This window comes from Nocardia acididurans, from assembly GCF_016741815.1.
Lineage (GTDB): Bacteria > Actinomycetota > Actinomycetes > Mycobacteriales > Mycobacteriaceae > Nocardia > Nocardia acididurans.
Genome location: NZ_JAERRJ010000016.1, coordinates 12,996 through 27,936, shown reverse-complemented (window position 1 = coordinate 27,936; position 14,941 = coordinate 12,996). Strand labels below are relative to the sequence as shown.

The 14,941-nt window shown below is 68.8% G+C and carries 17 protein-coding genes; 6 read left to right on the top strand and 11 right to left on the bottom strand.

Features of this window, described 5'->3' with window-relative positions:
- Positions 1–4: 4 nt before the first annotated feature.
- Complete coding sequence (locus tag JK358_RS33730; RefSeq protein WP_201955671.1) at positions 5–661, bottom strand: response regulator; 657 nt, start codon at positions 659–661, stop codon at positions 5–7.
- A complete protein-coding gene (locus JK358_RS33725; protein WP_201955669.1) occupies positions 658–1,836 on the bottom strand; it encodes a sensor histidine kinase in 1,179 nt (392 codons plus the stop codon). The genes JK358_RS33730 and JK358_RS33725 overlap by 4 nt, the downstream gene beginning before the upstream one ends.
- A 243-nt stretch (positions 1,837–2,079) precedes the next feature.
- Here JK358_RS33725 and JK358_RS33720 point away from each other — a divergent pair, with 243 nt between their 5' ends.
- Both JK358_RS33720 and JK358_RS33715 read left to right on the top strand, forming a co-directional pair.
- On the top strand, positions 2,080–2,598 hold the full coding sequence (locus tag JK358_RS33720; protein ID WP_201955667.1) for a hypothetical protein: 519 nt from the start codon (positions 2,080–2,082) through the stop codon (positions 2,596–2,598).
- 132 nt (positions 2,599–2,730) lie between these two features.
- Complete coding sequence (locus JK358_RS33715) at positions 2,731–3,246, top strand: L,D-transpeptidase (RefSeq protein WP_201955665.1); 516 nt, start codon at positions 2,731–2,733, stop codon at positions 3,244–3,246.
- Between the two features lie 52 nt (positions 3,247–3,298).
- Here the strand turns inward: JK358_RS33715 and JK358_RS33710 are convergent, their stop codons facing one another.
- A complete protein-coding gene (locus tag JK358_RS33710) occupies positions 3,299–4,048 on the bottom strand; it encodes an MBL fold metallo-hydrolase (protein WP_201955662.1) in 750 nt (249 codons plus the stop codon).
- A gap of 154 nt (positions 4,049–4,202) precedes the next feature.
- Here JK358_RS33710 and JK358_RS33705 point away from each other — a divergent pair, with 154 nt between their 5' ends.
- Entirely contained in the window at positions 4,203–5,126 is a 924-nt protein-coding gene (locus JK358_RS33705; RefSeq protein ID WP_201955659.1) for a helix-turn-helix domain-containing protein, read from the top strand.
- A gap of 1 nt (position 5,127) precedes the next feature.
- The gene (locus JK358_RS33700; RefSeq protein WP_201955657.1) at positions 5,128–5,682 is read left to right on the top strand and encodes a dihydrofolate reductase family protein; all 555 of its coding nucleotides are present in this window, start codon (positions 5,128–5,130) and stop codon (positions 5,680–5,682) included.
- Here the strand turns inward: JK358_RS33700 and JK358_RS33695 are convergent.
- Genes JK358_RS33695 through JK358_RS33685 form a run of 3 tightly spaced genes read right to left on the bottom strand, consistent with a single transcriptional unit; the run spans position 5,643 to position 7,947 of the window.
- Positions 5,643–6,155, bottom strand: coding sequence for an SRPBCC family protein (locus JK358_RS33695; protein ID WP_201955655.1), 513 nt, complete (start codon positions 6,153–6,155; stop codon positions 5,643–5,645). The two genes, JK358_RS33700 and JK358_RS33695, sit on opposite strands and share 40 nt — an antisense overlap.
- Entirely contained in the window at positions 6,152–6,535 is a 384-nt protein-coding gene (locus JK358_RS33690; RefSeq protein ID WP_201955652.1) for an ArsR/SmtB family transcription factor, read from the bottom strand. The genes JK358_RS33695 and JK358_RS33690 overlap by 4 nt, the downstream gene beginning before the upstream one ends.
- 20 nt (positions 6,536–6,555) lie before the next feature.
- The gene (locus JK358_RS33685; protein WP_201955649.1) at positions 6,556–7,947 is read right to left on the bottom strand and encodes an FAD-dependent oxidoreductase; all 1,392 of its coding nucleotides are present in this window, start codon (positions 7,945–7,947) and stop codon (positions 6,556–6,558) included.
- 93 nt (positions 7,948–8,040) lie between these two features.
- Here JK358_RS33685 and JK358_RS33680 point away from each other — a divergent pair, with 93 nt between their 5' ends.
- A complete protein-coding gene (locus JK358_RS33680) occupies positions 8,041–8,916 on the top strand; it encodes a lysophospholipid acyltransferase family protein (protein ID WP_201955647.1) in 876 nt (291 codons plus the stop codon).
- A 5-nt stretch (positions 8,917–8,921) separates the two neighbouring features.
- Here the strand turns inward: JK358_RS33680 and JK358_RS33675 are convergent, their stop codons facing one another.
- Positions 8,922–9,500: a TetR/AcrR family transcriptional regulator gene (locus tag JK358_RS33675; RefSeq protein WP_201955644.1), complete on the bottom strand. Its 579-nt coding sequence runs from the start codon at positions 9,498–9,500 to the stop codon at positions 8,922–8,924.
- Positions 9,501–9,547: 47 nt separating this feature from the next.
- Here JK358_RS33675 and JK358_RS33670 point away from each other — a divergent pair, with 47 nt between their 5' ends.
- Positions 9,548–10,408: a phytanoyl-CoA dioxygenase family protein gene (locus tag JK358_RS33670; protein ID WP_201955641.1), complete on the top strand. Its 861-nt coding sequence runs from the start codon at positions 9,548–9,550 to the stop codon at positions 10,406–10,408.
- A 2-nt stretch (positions 10,409–10,410) separates the two neighbouring features.
- Here JK358_RS33670 and JK358_RS33665 read toward each other — a convergent pair whose 3' ends face one another.
- The 4 genes from JK358_RS33665 to JK358_RS33650 are packed head-to-tail and all read right to left on the bottom strand — an operon-like array spanning position 10,411 to position 14,923.
- Positions 10,411–11,175: a 3-oxoacyl-ACP reductase gene (locus JK358_RS33665; protein ID WP_201955639.1), complete on the bottom strand. Its 765-nt coding sequence runs from the start codon at positions 11,173–11,175 to the stop codon at positions 10,411–10,413.
- A 43-nt stretch (positions 11,176–11,218) separates the two neighbouring features.
- On the bottom strand, positions 11,219–12,580 hold the full coding sequence (locus JK358_RS33660; protein ID WP_201955637.1) for an aldehyde dehydrogenase family protein: 1,362 nt from the start codon (positions 12,578–12,580) through the stop codon (positions 11,219–11,221).
- Complete coding sequence (locus JK358_RS33655; RefSeq protein ID WP_307817872.1) at positions 12,577–13,566, bottom strand: gamma-glutamyl-gamma-aminobutyrate hydrolase family protein; 990 nt, start codon at positions 13,564–13,566, stop codon at positions 12,577–12,579. The genes JK358_RS33660 and JK358_RS33655 overlap by 4 nt, the downstream gene beginning before the upstream one ends.
- The gene (locus JK358_RS33650) at positions 13,547–14,923 is read right to left on the bottom strand and encodes a glutamine synthetase family protein (RefSeq protein WP_232852375.1); all 1,377 of its coding nucleotides are present in this window, start codon (positions 14,921–14,923) and stop codon (positions 13,547–13,549) included. Before JK358_RS33650 ends, JK358_RS33655 begins: the two co-directional genes overlap by 20 nt.
- Positions 14,924–14,941 lie beyond the last annotated feature (18 nt).

The window sequence follows — 14,941 nt, the reverse complement described above, 5'->3', positions numbered from 1 at the left end:
CGGATCAGCGCCCCGGCCGGACCAGCCCGGATTCGTAGGCGAGTACGACCAGCTGGGCGCGATCGCGCGCCTGCAGGGTGGCGAGCAACCGGCTCACATAGGTGCGGGCGGTGGCCGGGCTGATGTGCAGCCCGGCCCCGATCTCGGTGTTGGTCTCCCCCAGGCCGATTCGGGCCAGCACGTCGCGTTCGCGCGGGGTCAGGCCCGCGATCAGTTCGGGCCGGGTGCGCCCGGATTCGCGGGCCACCCGGTCGAGCAGGGTGCGGGTGACGGTCGGCGCGAGCAGGGCGTCACCGTGGGCGACGGTGCGGATCGCGGTCCGGAGCTGTTCGGGGCTGAGGTCTTTGAGCAGATAACCCGACGCGCCCGCACGGATCGCGCCGAGGATGTTCTCGTCCTCGTCGAAGGTCGTGAGCACCGCGACCCGGGTACCGGCCAGCGCGGGATCCGCGACGATCCGCCGGGTCGCCTCGATGCCGTCGGTGCCGGGCATGCGGATATCCATCAGCACCACGTCGGGCAGCCAATGCCGCACCACCGCAACGCCGTTCGCACCGTTGTCGGCCTCCGCGACGACGGTGATGTCGCCGTCGCGCTCGGCGAGGGCGCGCAGGCCGGTGCGTACGAGTTCCTGATCGTCGACGACCACGACACGGATCATTCGGTCACCTCGAGCGGAATGCGGGCGCGCACGGCGAATCCGGTTCCGTCGGCCGGTCCGGCGGTGAGCGTCCCGCCCAGCAGCCGCACCCGTTCACGCATGCCCGCGAGCCCGTTCCGGGCCGAATCACCCGGTGGCGCAGGTGATCCCGCGCCGTTGTCGGTGACGGCGACATGCAGTGCGCCGTCCTCGATCGCGGTGCTGACGCACGCGCGGGTGGCGTGCGCGTGGCGAACGATATTGGTGAGCGATTCCTGCACGATGCGGTAGGCGGCGGCCTCCACCTGCGACGGCAGCGCACGGCCCGCCACAGAACCCGGCTCGAATCGCACGTCCACGCCGGCTTTCCGTGCGGCCCCGACCAGTTCGGGCACCTCGGCCAGAGAGTGCACCCGGCCGCCGTCGGGATCGGTCTCGTCGGCGCGCAGCACGCGGACCAGGCCGCGCACCTCGCGCAGCGACCGCCGGCCGGTGTCGAGAATGTGGCCGACGGCGGTGCGCGCCGCATCGTCGTCGCGCCCGATGGCCTCGGCGGCCACACCGGCTTGCACGGTAATGACCGCCATCATGTGTCCCACGGTGTCGTGCAGGTCGCGCGAGAGCCGCTCGCGTTCGGTACGGACCCGCAGTTCCGCCTGTCGTTCGGCCTGTTCCCCTGTGAGACGGTCGATTTCGGCCTGCTGTGCGGCGCGGAGGCGGCGTGAGCGCACCAGCGATCCGAGCGCGAGCGCCGTCACGATCAGGGCCAGGTTCGAAACCCCCTCGTACCCCACGAGATACCCCGCGGCCTCGCCCTCATGGAGCCGAAACCACAGTGCCACAGCGCACACCAGCGCCGCGCCCGCGACCGCCCAGCCCAGCCGCCCCGCGTCGGCGGCGGCGAACAGGGCAGCCAGCAGCGGCACCGCCACTCCGAGGGGTGGATACTCCAGCGTGTAGTACCCGAATATGCCCGCGATGGTGGCGCACAGCACCGCCAGCGGATGACGCCGACGGATCAGCACAAGCGCGCCGAATCCGGCGGCGAACACATAGGCGAGCGGATCCGCCGCCCGGTTGCCGAGCCCGAGCGCGATGATCAGTGCGAGCGCCACGGCGAAGCCCGCGCCCAGCAGCGCATCCGCCGACCGGGGCGAAATCTCGAGCGGCCGCCGTGAACGCGCCCGGACAGACATACGGCCATGATACGAACCCGGCCCGTGCCGGGCATCCGGCCGGAGGCTGGGACCGATGTCGCTTCCCGACGTAGTCACGGGTCACCCGGAAGCGACATGCCACGAGCCTCTCGGCGCGGTCGACGTCCTCGGGAAGCGACACATCGTGGGAACTCTCGGCGCGATCGACGACGCCCTGAAGCGACAGGATCAGCGCTGCTGGGCGGACGTCCCGGCCGGGCGGCCACGGCTAGCGTCGCCGCCGTGAACTATCGAATCCCCACCGCTCTGATCGGCGGCTACGCGACGGTCGCCTTCTTCGTCTTCTCGGCCACCGTGGCCGAGACCTGGCTGCTGTATCCGAATATCTTCCGGCAGGTCCCGGAATCGCTGGTGCAGGCGCAGGAGTTCATGAGCGTGATCGCGGTCGGCGATGTCATGCGCCCGCTCGGCGCGGCCATGACGCTGTGCGCGCTGGTCGCGGCGGTCGCGGCGCTGCGGTACCGGGTCGCGCGGCGCTGGCTGGCCGGGTCGCTGACGGCCCTGATCAGCGGCCAGTTCCTGCTGTCGATCCTGTATCTGTGGCCGCGGGCGTCGATCCTGTTCGACGACCGGGACGAGCATACGGCCGCGGAGATCGACCGGGCAGCAGCCGAGTTCGTGACCGGCCAGTACTTCCGCATCGCCGCCGCCGGGCTGGCCGCGCTGTGCGCCGTGATCGCGGCGCTGGAGTGCCATCGGGTCATGATCTCGACACAAAGATCGGACACGAACTCCGAATGAACGCGAAAAAACGTGTCGGACAGTATCATTGATTGTCTCCGGAGTGTGGCACAACCGACGGTTCCCTTCGATACAGACGGCACACAGCTCGGCCATCCGAGATGGTGTCGGTGGCGAGAGGCTGGATGCGTCATGGGAAGCAGACATTCACGTACGGGAGCACGCCTGGCGGTTCTGGCCGGGATCGTGGCGGCCGGATTCGGCATGGCGATACCCGCGCAGGCGGATCCCTTGTGGCCGGGCGGCCCCGATATCCCGGGCGTCCCACCCTTGATCCCCTCCCCGATCGCCCCGGTGATCGCGCCCTGCTCGGCCGAGACCAGGCTGTGCCTGCGGCTGTCGACCAATGAGATGTGGCTGATGGAGGACGGCGGCAAGGTCGTCTACGGGCCGGATGTCATGTCGCACGGCCGGCCCGGCTACGAAACACCGCCCGGCACCTTCCGGGTCGCGTTCAAACGCGAGGACCACTGGAGCACCCTGCACCATGTGCCGATGAAGTGGGCGGTGTTCTTCAACGGCGATATCGCGACCCACATCGGCCCCACCGAGGAGCAGTCGCACGGCTGTATCCGGATGACGCCGGTGGGTGCGGAGCGCACCTTCTACCACCTGTCACCCGGAGATATCGTGCAGGTCGTGAACTAGCGACCCACCACCGCGCCGGCCGACCCGCGTCAAGGTCGGCGCGGCTGCGGGGCTATCGCGAATCGCGATCCTGCAGCAGCGAATTCGCGAGCACGGACACCTTCTCCCGCACGACGTCGCCGTGTCCGGGCACCAGCACCTCGGCGTCATAGGCGGCCAGTGAGCGGGCGGCGGCGCGGGTGGCCTGCTCATCGTGGTTGAAGACGGTCGGCAGCACCTGCGGACCCTGCTCTCGCACGATCGGATGCCCGCTGACCAGGGTGTCGCCGCTGAACAGCACGCCCTCGGCGGGCATCAGATAGGCCGTGTGCCCGACCGTGTGCCCGTGCGTCGGAATGGCCACCAGCCCGCCGGGCAGTTGCGCCAGCGTCTGCGCGTCCCCGGCGGTCGCGGACGGAATGCTCATGCCCACATGCCATTTCACCGCCCACGCGGTCTGCGCCACCCATTTCGCCCCGCGCAGGCTGCCGAGCAGTCCGGCCATCTCCGGCGGCGTGATCTGCTGCTGGAATTCGCGCCGGGCGTGCGGGGCCTCCTCCGCGCCGGTGTACACCGGCACCCCGGTGGCCTCGACCAGCGCCGGAATGCCGCCCATGTGGTCGAGGTGCGCATGGGTGAGCAGCACGGCCGCGACATCGGCGAGCTGATGACCGATCTCGCGCACCGATTTCAGCAGATCCGCGGAATCCGCGGGATATCCGGCATCGATCACGGTCACCCCCGACCCGTCGCTCACCAGCCCCCAGTTGACGTTGGTGCCGCGTACGGCATACACCGAGTCCGATACCTGTTCGATGCGCATCTCGAATCCTGTCCTCCCGCTTCCTGGTCCACCGACTGTAGAACCGCCCGGTCACGTCCGCATCAGCGCGATTGCCCGAATGGGGCGAACAGGTCGAATCAGGTGAGCAAGAACGGTCAAGCGCCGGGTCCGCGCGGTTTGACAGAGTAGTCATGTGGCCAGGAACGGACGAGATCGACTGCGGGAACTGCTCGACGCGGTCCTGCGCGAGGACAACACCACACTGGGTGAGATGGCGGCGGACGCGTACGTGTCGCCGTTCCACTTCACCCGGCAGTTCTCGCGCGGCACCGGTGAGTCCCCGGTGGCGCTGAAGCGGCGGGTGCTGCTCGAACGCGCGGCGTGGGAACTGTCGACCGGGACCTCGGTGACCGATGTCGCGTTCGCGGCCGGGTACGACTCGGTGGAGGGTTTCAGCCGGGCGTTCGGCAGGGCCTTCGGGCATCCGCCGAGCGCCACCACCGAGGACGCACGCCGCCGATGGCTGCCCGCGAGCAATGGCATCCACTTCCATCCGCCCATGTCGCTGTGGGTGGAGAACGCACCGAAAGGACAGACGGGTATGGATCCAACCACCCTGCTGGTGCACCACGATATCGAGGACACCCGCGAATTACTCGACGCCGCAGCGAAACTCACCGACGAGCAGTACCGCCGCACCAGGGTCGACGGGTTCATGGTCGAATCCTTCCGCGGCACCGAGGATTCCATCGCGTCGATCCTGGCTCATCACATCGAGACCAAGGAGGTCTGGCTGGCCGCCATCCACGGCGAGAACATGCCGGACGACAAAGCCGACACCGTGGCCGATCTGGTGCGCCGCCACGACCGGGTCGCGGTGCGGTGGCTCGACACCGTGCGCGATCTGGAATTGCGCGGCGGCTGGGACGACACCCTGATCGACGCGCTGTGCGAGCCGCCGGAGAGTTTCCACATCGGCAGCGTCATCGCCCATGTCCTGAGCTACTCCGCGCACCGCAGACATCTGGCGCGCTATTGGCTCTATTCCGAAAACGCCACCACGGCAACCGAACTCGATCCGGGCGATCCCATCGACTGGCTCCGCAAGAGAGGCTGACATGACCTTCAGGACCGTCTACCACACCGCCACCAGCCTGGACGGGTTCCTCGCGACACCCGATCACAAGCTGGACTGGCTGCTGTCGCGGCACGCCGATCCCGACGGCCCGCTGGGTCTCAATCATTTCACGGCGAACGCGGGGGCGATCGCCATGGGCGCGAGCACCTATCAGTGGGTTATCGACAACGATCCGGGGCCCTGGGCTTTCGACATCCCCACCTGGGTGTTCACCCATCGGGAGTTCCCGTCATTCGACGACGGCCGCGACATCCGCTTCACCACCGGACCGGTGGACGCGGTGCACAAGGAGATGGCCGAGGCGGCCGCCGGGAAGGATCTCTGGATCATGGGCGGCGGGGAGCTGGTGGGCCAGTTCGCCGATCACGGCTTGCTCGACGAGATCATCGTCTCGATCGCGCCGGTCACCCTGGGCGCGGGTGCGCCGCTGCTTCCCCGCCGCCTGGAACTGAAGACAGAGGAGGTGGCGCACAACGGCGACTTCGCCTGTGTCCGTTACTCGGTCGTGCCGGAGGCGGCGGCGAGCTCCTCGTAGTAGGGCTTCATCGAGGGGTAGTAGTCGTCGAAGGCGGGCAGTGGGTCGTCGTCGAAGGCGGCGACCCAGTTGTCCAGGTAGTACTCCCAGCCGGGGCCGACGCTGGAGACGTCGACGTCGGGGGTCAGGTGGTGGGTGAAGACGAGTTCGGTGCCGGAGGCGTCCTCGGTGAGCGTCACCTCCAGTACCCAGCTGCCCCACTCGTCGACCGCGGACAGGCCGAGCCGGCGTGGCGGCTCGCAGACGTCGATGTGCATATCCATCCACGGTTGTGTCTCTTCGAAGCTCATCTGCACCTGGATGGTCCGGCCGGTCCCGGACTCGCCCTTCCAGGGTCCGAACCAGCGTGCGCTGCGCTCGGATTCGGTGAGGCTGTCCCACACGTCGGCGATGGGGGCGCGGAAGTGGCGGGTCAGAATCAGGTCGCGGCCGGTGGCGGTGCCGAGCAGGCGTCCGGCGGGGGTGGGGGTCATGCGGTGTTCTCCTTTGCGCTGCCGGGTCCGGCCGGGCGGGTGCGGCGTTCACGCCGGGTCCGGTAGACCTCGGTCTCCAATGCGTCCAAGTGCGCCTCCCAGCCGCGATGCGACTCGAATTGCGCCAGCCAGTCCGCGATCTCGCGCAGCGGCCCGGCCTCCAGGTGGTAGAAGCGCTGCCTGCCGACGAGTTCGTCGCGAACCAGCCCGGATTCGCGCAGCACCCGCAGGTGCCTGCTCACCGCCGGGCGGCTGATCGGGAACAGCTCGGCGATATCGCCCGCGGTGAGCGTGCCCGCGTGCAGGGCGAGCAGGATCTCCCGGCGTACCGGGTCGGCGATCGCGGCGGCAACCTCATCCACCCCGAAAGCGTAACGCATCGGTTACGCATTTTCGAGCCTCAGCGCACGAACTGGTCCTTGCGCACCGCCATGGCGGCCTTGCGGGCGGCCACCAGCACCGGATCCCACACCGGGGAGAACGGCGGGGCGTACCCGAGATCGAGGGCGATCATCTGGTCGGCGGTCATGCGCGCGGTGAGGGCCACGGCCGCGATGTCGATGCGCTTGCCCGCACCCTCCCGCCCCACGATCTGGACGCCCAGGACACGGCCGGTGCGGCGTTCGGCGAGCATCTTCACCGTCATGAGCGCGGCGCCCGGGTAATAGCCCGAGCGGCTGGTGGATTCGATGGTGACGGTGACGTACTGCAGGCCCGCCTCGCGAGCGTCCTTCTCCAGCAGGCCGGTTCGGGCCACCTCGAGATCGCAGACCTTGCTGACCGCGGTGCCGACCACGCCGGGGAAGGTCGCGTAGTCGCCGCCGACGCCGGAGCCGATGATCTGGCCGTGCTTGTTGGCGTGCGTACCCAGCGGGATGTGCCGCAGGGACCCGGACACCAGGTCCAGCACCTCTACGCAATCGCCTCCGGCCCAGATGTTCTCGTGGCCGCGCACCCGCATGGCGAGGTCGGTCACCAGACCGCCGTGCGGCCCGAGCGGCAGCCCGGCGGCCGCGGCGAGGTCGGTGGCCGGTCGCACGCCGATGCCGAGAACGACCACGTCGGCCGGATATTCGGCATCCGAGGTGGCGACGCTGCGCGCGCGACCGTCGTCGCCGGTGTGGACGGCGGTGACCTCGGCGTCGGTGACGACGCGAATCCCCATGCCCTCCATGGCCTTCCGGATGAGCTCACCCATATCCGGATCGAGGGTGGACATGGGCTGCGAGCTCCGGGTCAGCATGGTCACCCGGTACCCGCGATTGATCAGCGCCTCGGCGATCTCCACCCCGATGTAGCCCGCGCCGACCACCACCGCCGACCGCTCGGCTTTCGCGTCGAGGGTGTCCAGGGTGTCGATGAGCGCCTGCCCGTCGTCGAGGGTCTGCACGCCGTGCACCCCGGCGGCGTCGATTCCGGGCATCGGCGGGCGGATCGGCGTGGCGCCGGTGGCGAGCACGAGTTTGTCGTAGCCCCACCAGGTTTCGCCGCCGCCGTCCAGTTCGCGAACCAGCACCCGCCGCCCGGGAACGTCGAGTTCCACCACCTCGGTGCGCAACCGCAGGTCGATGTCGCGCGCCCGGTGCTCGGCGGGAGTGCGCGCGATGAGATCGTCACGCGAGTCGACGTCGCCGCCCACCCAGTACGGGATGCCGCAGGCGGAATACGAGGTGAAATGCCCGCGCTCGAACACCACGATCTCCAGTTCGGCGGCACTTTTCATCCTGCGGGCCTGGGAGGCGGCCGCCATACCGGTCGCATCCGCTCCGATGATCACCACGCGTTCGGTCATGCGATCTACGGTACGAGGCGCGGCGCGGGTGTGGCCGGATGCGGGGCGGGTATGGCGTGAGCAAGCAGCATCGGGCGTCATCCGGGAAGTCTCATGAAGTTGTTCGCACTGCCGTCACTGCCCATCGGAGAGGTGGTCGAGTGGATCGGCCGCCAGGTCGGGGAGCGGGTTCCCGAGGGTGATCTGACCCTGCGTGATCCGGAATTCATTGCCCGCGTGCTCGGTCCGGCCTGGGAGGCGGCGCGGCTGTACTTCCGCCCGGAGGTCCGGGGTCTGGAGCGGATTCCGGCCCGGGGCCCGATCCTGGTGGTGGGCAATCATTCCGGTGGGAACGTCTCTCCCGAGGTGATGGTGACGACGCTGGCGTTCACCCGGCACTTCGGGCCGCAGCGGCCGTTCTATCAGCTCGCGCACAATCTGGTGATGGCCGCGCCGCTGCTGGGTGACGCCGCCGCGAAGTTCGGTACGCTGGCCGCGAATCCGGAGAATGCCCGCACCGCCCTGCGCAGTGGCGCGGCGGTGCTGGTGTACCCGGGCGGGGACTGGGAGGTGCACCGCCCGGCCTGGCAGGAGGATCGCATCGATTTCGCGGGCCGCACCGGATTCGCGCGACTGGCCTGGCAGGAGCGCGTGCCGATTGTCCCGATGGTCAACTACGGCGCGCACGAGAACCACCTCATCCTGACCCGTGGCGATCGGCTGGCCCGACTCCTGAAGCTGGACAAGATGTTCCGGCTCAAGGTCTTCCCGATCTCACTGGCGCTGCCGTGGATCGTGAACATCAGCGATCTGGCCGGACATCTGCCGCTGCCGACCAAGGTGACCATCGAATTCCTGTCGCCGATCGATCTGCGGCGAGAACTGGGCGACGATCCCGATCCGGAGACCGCCTACGACCATGTCACCGGCATCATGCAGCGGGCGCTGTCGCGGCTCGCGAGCGAGCACAGTCTCCCGGTGCTGGGCTGAGCCTCCTAGCGGATCGTCAGTGATCCCGCGATGACATTCCACAGCCGTTCGGCGGCCACATCGATCGAGGGCCGCGGGTCGCGGCGCAGCTGATCGGCGATGCCGTAGCGCACCGCGCCGATGATGCACGCACCCGCCAGTTCCGCGTCGATGGCGGGGTCGATATCGCCGTCGAGCTGGCCCTGCCGGATATTGCGACCGGCCGAGGCGGTCAGGCGCGCGAGCGCGCCGGCTTCCAGTTCGGCCACCTCGGGTTCCAGCACGATGCGGGTGAGCAGCAGTTCGGCCAGTGGATCACCGAAGTGGTAGGCGACGAAATTGCGGGTGCGCGCTTGTTCCCGGTCGCCCCAGTGCCCGCCCGGGGGGAGGGTGTCGTCGGCGATGGCGGCCACCAGTCCGGCGTGGAACTGCTCGTACACGGCAACCAGCAGACCGGCTTTGGAGCCGAAGTGGTGATAGAGCGCGCCGGTGCTGAGCCCGGAGCGCCGTTTGAGGGCGTGCAGATCCACCACGCCGTTGCCGTCGATCAGTTCGGCGCGGGCGGCATCCAGAAGTTGTTGACGTCCCAGCGGTGCGCGTGCCACCCTCGGACAATAACAGAACTCAGTTATGTTTTGGATCGGAGGGCCTCATGGGCGCCGAAGTCTCATCCGTGGTCGACCTGGCGGGCGATCTCGCCGGGCGGTACCGGCGCACCGAGAGCAGCGGCGGGACGGTGGATCCCGCTGTGGCGCAAGCGGATCTGGACGCGGTACTGCGGGACGGGTACGTGATCCTGGCGGATCTGCTGACGCCGGAGGAACTCGCGGAGATCCGGCGCGAGGTTCGCCCGCTGCTGGATCGCACCGGCCGCAACAACTTCGAGGGTCATGCCACCCAGCGCGTGTACAGCCTGCTCAACAAGACCCGCAGCTGCGATCGGGTGGTGGCGCATCCGCGGGTGCTGGCACTGCTGGATCGCCTGCTCATGCCCAACTATCTGCTGTCGATGATCCAGGCCATCAACATCACCCCGGGTGAGGCCGCGCAGATGCTGCACACCGACGACGGCTTCTATCCGCTGCCGCGGCCACGAAAGGCGTTGAGCGCGGCCACGATCTGGGCCGTCGACGACTTCACCGCCGAAAACGGCGCGACGGATATCGTGCTCGGCAGCCACGCGTGGGGCAACCGGCTCCCGGCGGACACCGACGAGCGCGTACCCGTCGTCATGCCCGCCGGATCCTGTGTGTTCTTCCTCGGCACGCTGTGGCACGGCGGCGGCGCGAACCACTCCCCCGCGCCCCGGCTGGCGCTCACGGCCCAGTACTGCGAGCCGTGGCTGCGCCCGCAGGAGGCCTTCACACTGTCCACCCCGCACGACATCGTGCGGGCCGTCAGCGAGGACATCCGCCGCATGCTGGGCTACAGCATCCATCCGCCCTTCATCGGGCAGGTGAACGGCATGCACCCCAAGCGCCTGCTGAAAACGGATGTCCCCGAGGACGATTGACGCTACAGCGGGGTCACGTACGCGCCCGAGATGCCGCCGTCGACGAGGAACTGCGAGGCGGTGATGAACGAGGAGTCGTCGCTGGCGAGGAAGGCCACGGCGGCGGCGATCTCCTCCGGCTGGGCGAAGCGGCCCAGCGGAATGTGCACCAGCCGGCGCGCGGCGCGTTCGGGATCCTTGGCGAACAGCTCCTGCAGCAGCGGCGTGTTCACCGGTCCGGGACACAGCGCGTTCACCCGGATACCGTTGCGCGCGAACTGGACTCCGAGTTCCCGGCTCATGGCGAGCACGCCGCCCTTGGAGGCGGTGTAGGAGATCTGTGAGGTGGCCGCGCCCATGACGGCGACGAAGGAGGCGGTGTTGATCACCGAGCCCCTCCCGCGTTCGAGCATGTGGTTGATGGCGTATTTGCTGCACAGGTAGACCGAGGTCAGATTCACCTCCTGCACCCGCCGCCACGCCTCGATCCCGGTGGTGAGGATCGAATCGTCCTCCGGCGGTGAGATTCCCGCGTTGTTGAAGGCGATGTCGAGTCCGCCGTAGGTGTCGACGGCGGTCTGGAACAGCGCCTCGACCTGTGTCTCATCGGTGACGTCGACCTTCACGTACAGACCGTTCACCTCGGCGGCCGCGGCTTCGCCGCTGGTGGCGTCGATATCGGCGACCACCACCTTCGCGCCCTCCTGGGCGAAGCGGCGGACGGTGGCCAAGCCGATGCCGCTGCCGCCGCCGGTGACGACCGCGACTCGATCCTGTAAGCGCTGCAACGCATCTCCTTTGTAGTGGTGAGTGAGCCGATCGGACCGGCGGTCAGTCGGTGGCGATGAAGACGTTCTTGGTCTCGGTGAAGGCGCGGGCGGCGTCGGGGCCGAGTTCCCGGCCGAGGCCGGACTGTTTGAAACCGCCGAACGGGGTCCAGTAGCGCACCGAGGAGTGCGAGTTCACCGACAGGTTCCCGGCTTCGACGGCTCGCGAAACTCGCAGGGCGCGACCGACATCGGAGGTCCACAGCGAGCCGGACAGCCCGTATTCGGTGTCGTTGGCCAGGCGGATGGCGTCGGCCTCGTCGTCGAACGGCAGCACCGCGACCACCGGGCCGAACACCTCCTCGGTCAGGATCCGGTCGGCGGGTGAGGCGGGCAGCACGACCGTGGGGGCGAACCAGAATCCGGGGCCGTCGGGCCGGGATCCGGTGAAGGCCACCTTGGTCGAGGGCTCCAGGAATCCGGCCACCCGATCCCGGTGCGCGGCGGAGATGAGCGGACCCATCTCGGTGGCCGCGTCGGCGGGATCGCCGACCCGCACCCCCTGCACCGCCGGTTCCAGCAGTTCCAGGAACCGATCGAAGACGCTGCGCTGCACCAGGATTCGCGATCGCGCGCAGCAGTCCTGCCCGGCATTGTCGAACACGGCGTACGGCGCGGTGGCGGCGGCCTTCTCCAGGTCGGCGTCGGCGAACACGATATTGGCGCTCTTGCCGCCCAGTTCGAGGGTCACCCGCTTCACCTGCTCGGCGCACCCGGCCATGATCTGCTTGCCGACCTCGGTGGAGCCGGTGAACACCACCTTGCGCACCGCCGGATGGGTGACGAACCGCTGCCCGACCACCGATCCTTTCCCGGTCACGACCTGGAAGACGTGTTCCGGCAGGCCCGCGTCCAGCGCCAGCTCCGCCAGCCGGATGGCGGTGAGCGGGGTCAGTTCGGCGGGTTTGAGCACCACCGTGTTCCCGGCGGCCAGCGCGGGCCCGAAACCCCAGGCCGCGATGGGCATGGGGAAGTTCCACGGCACGATCACCCCGACCACGCCGAGGGGTTCGTGGAAGGTGATGTCCACCCCGCCCACGACCGGAATCTGATTGCCCAGCAACCGTTCCGGCATACCGGCGCTGTAGTGCAGCACATCGCGCACATTGCCGGCCTCCCAGCGCGCATTGCCGATGGTGTGCCCGGCATTGGTCACCTCGAGCCCGGCCAGCCGTTCCAGGTCGGCGTCGACGGCCTCGGCGAAGCGGCGCAGCAGCCGGGCGCGATCACCGGGCGCGACCTGACGCCAGGAGGTCAGCGCCCGCTGGGCCCGCGCGATGGCGGCGTCGGTAGCGGCCTGGTCGGCCGCCTCGATTGTGGTCACGACCTGTTCGGTCGCGGGGTTGATCACCTGTGCCGATGTCACCGGTCACGCTCCTCTCCGTATGTCGCCGCCGCCGTCACCAGGGCTGCCATCAGCCGGTGATCGGTCGCATCCGCCTCCGGATGCCATTGCACCCCGACCAGGAACGGTCCGGTGCGGGTCTCCACCGCCTCGATGATGCCGTCCACGGAGTACGCGGACGCGAACAGCTCCTCGGCCAGTCTGTCGATGGCCTGATGATGGTGACAGTGCGCGGTCACCTCGAGGCCCGCGATGGCGGCCACCGCGCTGCCCGCGGTGGTCGCCACCAGGGTCTTGGTGAACGCGCCCGGCGTCGGGTTGTGCCCGGTGTGGCCGAGCACGTCCGGAAGGTGTTGCAGCAGTGTGCCGCCCAGCGCCACATTCACCAGTTGCAGTCCCCGGCAGATGGCCAGCACCGGCATGGACCGCGCCCGCGCGAGTGCGAACAGCTCGAATTCGAAACCGTCGCGGTCGGGCCGCAGGCCGCGCGTGGCGGGATCCGCGGCGGCGGCGTAGCGCGCCGGGTCGATATCCGCGCCGCCGGTCAGCACGATGCCGTCCAGCCGGTCCAGCAGCCCGGGGGCCGGAACGCCGATAGGCGGCAACAGCACCGGAATACCCCCGGCCTCGTGCACCAGATCGGCGTATCCGCGCGGCAGCAGTGTGCAGTCGATATCCCAGGATCCGAACCGCGCCCGCTCGGCGTAGGTCGGCAACCCGATGATCGGCCGATACACTGAATCGGGCACCAACGCAGGGACATTCGGCGCAGCGGCCACCGGCGCAGCCACACTCGGCGCAAAGGTCTGCGGCGCAGCCACATCCAGCGCAGCCACATCCAGCGCAGCCACATCCAGCGCAGCCACATCCAGCGCAGCCACATCCAGCGCAGCCACATCCAGCGCAGCCACATCTAGCGCAGCGGATTGCGGCGCAGCGGATTGCGGCGCAGCGTCCTCGGGTCCGGGCACCGCGCCGCCGCTCGGCTCAGAGTCGTTCGAAGCCACGCACACGCTCCCAGTCGGTGACGGCGGCGTCGAAGGCGTCCAGCTCCACCTGTGCCGCATTGCGGTAGTGCCGCACCACCTCGTCGCCGAACGCCCGCTGCGCAACCTTGGACTCGCTCAGCAGCTGTGCGGCGTCGCGCAGGGTGCGCGGCACCCGGGGCCGTTCGGAACGGTAGGCGTTGCCGTGGAATTCGGCTTCGAGGGGCAGTTCGTTCTCGATGCCGTGCAGCCCGGCCGCGATGGTGGCGGCCACGGCCAGGTAGGGATTCACATCCGCGCCCGGCACGCGGTTCTCGAAGCGCAGCGACGGTCCGTGCCCGACCACCCGCAGCGCGCAGGTGCGGTTGTCGCGTCCCCACGCCACTGCGGTGGGCGCGAAACTGCCCGCCTGGAACCGCTTGTAGGAGTTGATGTTCGGGGCCAGGAAGTAGGTGAGCTCGCGCAGCGCGTCCAGCTGCCCGGCCAGGAAGTGGCGCATGAGCGCCGATTCCCCGCCCGCACCGTCACCGGCGAACACCGGCTCCCCCGCCTCGGTGCGCAGGCTCAGGTGGATGTGGCAGGAGCTGCCTTCGCGCTCATTGTATTTGGCCATGAAGGTGATGCTGCGCCCGTCCTGCGCGGCGATCTCCTTGGCCCCGGTCTTGTAGATGCTGTGGTTGTCGCAGGTGATGAGCGCCTCGTCGTAGCGGAAGGCGATCTCGTGCTGACCGGGATTGCATTCCCCCTTGGCCGACTCGACATACATTCCGGCGCCGGACATCTCGTTGCGGATGCGGCGCAGCAGCGGTTCGATGCGCGCGGTGCCGAGCATGGAGTAGTCGACGTTGTACTGGTTGGCGGGCCGCAGATCCCGGTATCCGCCGGTGAACGCGGTCTCGTAACTGTCGTCGAACACCAGGAATTCGAGTTCGGTGCCGACGTAGGCGCGCAATCCGTGTTCGGCCAGCCGATCCAGCTGTGCTCGCAGCACCTGCCGTGGCGACGGCGCGACCGGACTGTCGCCCGGTTCCCCGTGCTCGTCGAGTTGCAGCACGTCGCACAGCACCAGCGCCGTTCCCGGCCACCACGGCACCACCCGCAGGGTCGAAAGGTCCGGTCGCAGAACGAAATCCCCGTAGCCGGTATCCCACGACGAGCTCGCGTACCCGTCCACCGTGGTCATCTCGACATCCACGGCGAGCAGGTAGTCACACGCCTCGGTGGCATGCTCGAGCACCTCGTCGACGAAATACCGTGCCGAACAACGTTTCCCCTGTAACCGCCCCTGCATATCCGTCATGGCGACCAGCACCGTGTCGATCGTTCCCGCTTCGACCTGTTGCACCAGATCGGCAACACTGAGCATCCCGGCACGCATTTCGACCCCTCTCGGCAT